This window comes from Oleiphilus sp. HI0117, from assembly GCF_001635235.1.
The window spans coordinates 1-792 of the sequence record NZ_LWGA01000567.1 but is presented as its reverse complement, the minus strand read 5'-3'; the positions used below and the strand labels follow the sequence as shown (position 1 = coordinate 792).

The following is a 792-nucleotide window of genomic DNA, read 5'->3' as shown; positions in this document are numbered from 1 at the left end:
CCTAATGCAGATTTCAATGGTTTAGATAGCATCAGCTATGAAATCTCAGACGGTAACGGTGGCACGGCGGCCTCGTCGGTATCCGTCACGGTTAACCCCGAAAATGATGTACCAGTTGCTGTAGTCGATACCGCTGTAACGCAGGAAGATGCTTCTGTCACCATTGATGTGTTAGCGAATGATGGCGATATCGACGGAGATAGTTTGAGCATTAGCTCAGCATCAGCGTCAAACGGTGCAGTTGCGATAAATGGCGATGGCACACTAAGTTATGCGCCAAATTCAGACTTTAATGGTCTTGATAGCATTAGCTATGAGGTCTCAGACGGTAACGGTGGCACGGCGACCTCATCGGTATCCGTCACGGTCAATCCTGAAAATGATGCGCCGGTATCAATATCTGATACAGCTGTTACTGATGAAGATACGGCAGTTGTTATCGATGTTCTTGTGAACGATAGAGATATTGATGGTGATAGTTTATCTGTTGTGGCTGCTGCGGCGATTAGCGGTGTCGTAGCTATCAATGGTGATGGAACTATCTCATATACGCCTAGCGCTAATTTCGTAGGAGAAGATTCAATCACCTACGAAGTTTCGGACGGTAATGGTGGAGTCGCCAATTCAACCGTCGCAGTAACTGTAAACTCAANTGAGGATGATCCAATTACTATTGTTGGAACTGGTGCTGCAGAAACTTTAGAGGGTGGAAATAATAACGATAACCTCGCAGCCAAAGGTGGAAAGGACGTTCTATATGGATATGAAGGCAACGACACGCTACACGGTGGT

Annotated in this window: 1 protein-coding gene; it reads left to right on the top strand. The window is 46.3% G+C overall.

All coding sequences use genetic code 11. The features are described 5' to 3' along the window. Positions 1 to 792: tandem-95 repeat protein (locus tag A3757_RS06235; RefSeq protein ID WP_156506223.1), on the top strand; the 792-nt coding region annotated here is incomplete at both ends.